The sequence below is a fragment of the Alistipes sp. Marseille-P2263 genome (assembly GCF_018101075.1).
Classification (GTDB): domain Bacteria; phylum Bacteroidota; class Bacteroidia; order Bacteroidales; family Rikenellaceae; genus Alistipes; species Alistipes dispar.
The window spans coordinates 1-3,458 of sequence record NZ_JAGQEJ010000018.1 but is presented as its reverse complement, the minus strand read 5'-3'; the positions used below and the strand labels follow the sequence as shown (position 1 = coordinate 3,458).

The 3,458-nt window shown below is 57.8% G+C and carries 4 protein-coding genes; all 4 read left to right on the top strand.

The annotated features are described in order from the left end of the window. Positions 1-575: 575 nt before the first annotated feature. On the top strand, positions 576-1,709 hold the full coding sequence (locus KB554_RS13135; RefSeq protein WP_242116384.1) for a transcriptional regulator: 1,134 nt from the start codon (positions 576-578) through the stop codon (positions 1,707-1,709). Positions 1,710-1,737: 28 nt separating this feature from the next. Beyond that, positions 1,738-2,133, top strand: coding sequence for a hypothetical protein (locus KB554_RS13130; RefSeq protein WP_211036486.1), 396 nt, complete (start codon positions 1,738-1,740; stop codon positions 2,131-2,133). A gap of 464 nt (positions 2,134-2,597) precedes the next feature. Continuing rightward, positions 2,598-3,197 (top strand): sugar transferase, encoded by a 600-nt coding sequence (locus KB554_RS13125; protein ID WP_211036487.1) that lies wholly within the window; start codon positions 2,598-2,600, stop codon positions 3,195-3,197. Between the two features lie 47 nt (positions 3,198-3,244). Further along, on the top strand, positions 3,245-3,458 hold a 214-nt coding region (locus KB554_RS13120; protein WP_211036485.1), incomplete at its 3' end, for a hypothetical protein.

The window sequence follows — 3,458 nt, the reverse complement described above, 5'->3', positions numbered from 1 at the left end:
GACCCGGATACGTCGGTTCTCCCGCGAGAATACCGGAAAAAACGCCCGTTTCCCTCGTCGTAAATACGTCGTCGTTATCGAAATACGGATACCGAAAAAAGTACCGTCTCTATATAAGAAACGGTACTTTTCCACGGCGAAAGTAGGTACTTTTTTATAAATAACCAAATATTGCGGCTCGTTTTTCAGGCGAAAATCCCCCCCCCCTCAAAAGAATATATTTGAAAATCAGAATATTATATACACAGGCCGACCGGAGGCATCCGACAGTTCCGATCCGGTCACGAATCGGTCCCGATCTGCTCTGCGATCGGGATTTTTTACGCCGTATTTACCGGGAACAGACCGCCTCATGAATCCGTAATATGTTGGTTGTAAACGTGTTGTTCCCTCCGTACCGTTTCTTATATAGAGACGGTATGCGGCTTCGGAGAGCCGTATTCCGGAGGAGACGGGTCGGTGCAGGACACAAATTTTCGGGAATGTCATCACGAATTCTTGTAAATAATTAATTATCAGCATACAACGACCGTATGCCGATATGGCTTCGAAGTATCTGAATCCGAGAGAAAGAGATGTGTGACAAGAGCGGAACGGACCTTTTGTCCGGGCATTGCGACGGGAGTTTTCCCGCCCCGCTTTCCGGACAGCTCGCAGCGCGGAAGAACAGCCGGGTCGTCCGGTGGTACGTGCTGACGCTTCCGGTGTGTCACCGGGGGCCCGCTCCGGGGCTCCGGCAGGAACAGGAACGGCGTCTGCGGAGCGGCGAACCGCCGTTCGAGTTCTTCGCCCCCTCCTATGTGGAGGTGCGTCACGAAAACGGCCGTCCGGTCAATACGCGCCGTCCCCTGCTCTACAACTACGTCTTCATCCGCTCGTCGGAAAACGAGCTGTTCCGGCTGAAGCGTCAGTTGCCCCAATACAACTTCCTGCCCCGCGTGCGTGACGGCAGGGAGGAATACTACCCCTATCTGTCCGACGAGGCGATGCGGAATCTTCAATGGGTGGCGCGGGCCTATTCCGACGAACTTCCCGTCTATGTTCCGGACGCGCCGCTGCCCGTGAAGGGCGACCGGGTGCGTATCACGTCGGGGCGTTTCAAGGGCGTCGAGGCGCGTGTGGCCGTCCGGCCCGGGGGCGGACGCAGGGAGATCGTGGTATGCGTGGAGAACTGGATGTGGGTTCCCCTGCTGCACGTCCGCCCCGGAGAGTACGAAGTCATCGGACTGCACGAAGCGGGCAAGCGCGTCTATGAGAGTCTGGACAACGACCGCCTGCTCGAAGGGCTGCACGGGGCGCTGGGACGCCACCACGGCCCGGAGGGAGCGACGGACGACGACAGGGCGCTGGCCGGCGAGGCGCTGCGGCTCTGCGGAGGGCTGCGGACGGAGAGCGACGTGCTGCGCAGCAAGCTCCAGGCGCTGCTGCTGCCGGCCTATACGATCCTTGTGGAGAAAGAGGCGCTGGAGCGCCTGCTCGGAACGGTCCGGGAGCAGCTTTCGCACGTGAAGGCGGAGCAGTCCCGCGCCCTGCTGCTCGTCACCCTCTACGGCTGTACGGGCAGTCGGGACTGCTGCGACCGGGCGCACGCCATCATCGACGGCTGGCGGAAGGAGCCGGCGCCGCGGAAAAGCAAACGGCGGCTCATGCGCTGGCTGGAGGACTTCGACCGCTGGCTGGGTGAAGACACACGGCCGGAGGTCCGCTGATTCCCCCGAACCATTCAGGACGACAATCATGTACGACACGCGCGAAAGACGATCTGCGGAGCCGGCGGGACTGAGGCTGATGTCCTTTCTGGCGGCGCACGGGAGAGAGATTCTCGACCGGGAAAAGGACAACACGGCGTCCGTGCACCTTTACGGGGCAGGAGCCTATTGGGTGGCATTCGAACGCTCCGCCTGCCAGATGTGCCGGCTGTTTCCGCAGAGCGAGACGGCCGTGTTCCGGTTCCGGGAGTTCCCATTTCCCGTGGTGATGGCCTCCGTGGAGGACGACAGGCTGCGCGAATACGTCCGGCGCCATATCCTCCGCTCCCCGGGACCCGAATACACAATCCTCGCCGTTCCGGAGCTCTCATTCGACGAATACCGACGCTGGTACCGGAAGAAGGTCGGGGAATACAGACCGTGATTTTTCCGGCTCAAGAATCAAACGCCTCTATCAAGTCTTGGGAAAATATGGATACGGGAATCATTACGATCAACGAGTGCAAAAACGACGGCAGCTATCTGCATCTCTACTTTTTGGATTCGGCGAGCACGTGGATCGCATACGGTCTGTCGGCTTTCGGGCTGCGGCTGTTCGTGAAATCCGAGGGCTGTATGAGCTTGCGTGGATTTTCGAAAAAACTGCAAATGCCCTGCACGCAGGTCGGGGAGGATACCGTGCCGCTGTTGTTGCAGCGGGCGATCGTCGTACGACATATTTCCGCATCGTATCTGCTGGTCCGGATGCCGGATGCGGTGGATCGGAGCGCCTATGCGCGGTGGACCGACAAACTGAGGGGGGGGGAGCATCCGAAATTCGATGAAGACATCGAAATTTCAACCCCCGTAAGCCGGTACGTTCCCAAAGACCGGTTCATTCCGGACGGCATGTCGTCGTTCTCGCGGCAGGTGAAACGCATCGGCGATTGCATTCTGGCGTTTGTGGCACTGATCGTATTCTCACCGTTGTTTCTGATCTGCTACATCGCGGTCAAACAGGAGGACGGCGGTCCCGCGATCTTCAAACAGGAGCGAATCGGGCGGTTCGGACGGCCGTTCAACATCTACAAATTCCGTTCGATGCGGCTCGATGCCGAAAAATTCGGCCCCCAGCTGAGCCATAGCGGAGGCGACGACGATCCGCGTCTGACGAAAGTGGGGCGTTTCCTGCGTGCGCACCATTTGGACGAACTGCCGCAATTATGGAATGTCTTCTGCGGCGACATGGCCTTCATCGGCCCCCGGCCCGAACGGAAGTTCTATATCGACCAGATTCTCGAACACGACATGCGTTATATCTATCTATACCAGATCCGTCCGGGCGTAACCTCCTATGCGACGCTATACAACGGATATACGGATACGATGGAGAAGATGTTGCGCCGTCTGGAATACGACCTCTATTATCTGGGCCATCGTTCCTGGTGGCTCGACTTCAAGGTTCTCGCGAATACGTTCGGCTCGATCGTGTTCGGGAAAAAATTCTGACGGTCACATCCGGACAAAATACAGATCAGCCAACAACAGGACAATTCATGAATAGGATTTTCAGTATTTTCTTATTATCGGGATTTTTATTGTCGGGTATTTATTCCTATGCCCAGTTGAGCGACGAAGCGGTACTCGAGTATGCTTTGGAAGGTCGCCGGAACGGCAAGAGCGAGCATCAGATCGGCAGGGAGCTTTTGGCTCGAGGGGTTACGGCGGAGCAGGCTGAGCGTCTGAAGCGGAAGTACGAAGAGAGCCAGG

Coding starts and splice junctions, on each gene's coding strand:
- KB554_RS13125 (WP_211036487.1), top strand. CDS start 2,598: ATGTCGTCGTTCTCGCGGCAGGTGAAACGCATCGGCGATTGCATTCTG.
- KB554_RS13130 (WP_211036486.1), top strand. CDS start 1,738: ATGTACGACACGCGCGAAAGACGATCTGCGGAGCCGGCGGGACTGAGG.
- KB554_RS13135 (WP_242116384.1), top strand. CDS start 576: ATGTGTGACAAGAGCGGAACGGACCTTTTGTCCGGGCATTGCGACGGG.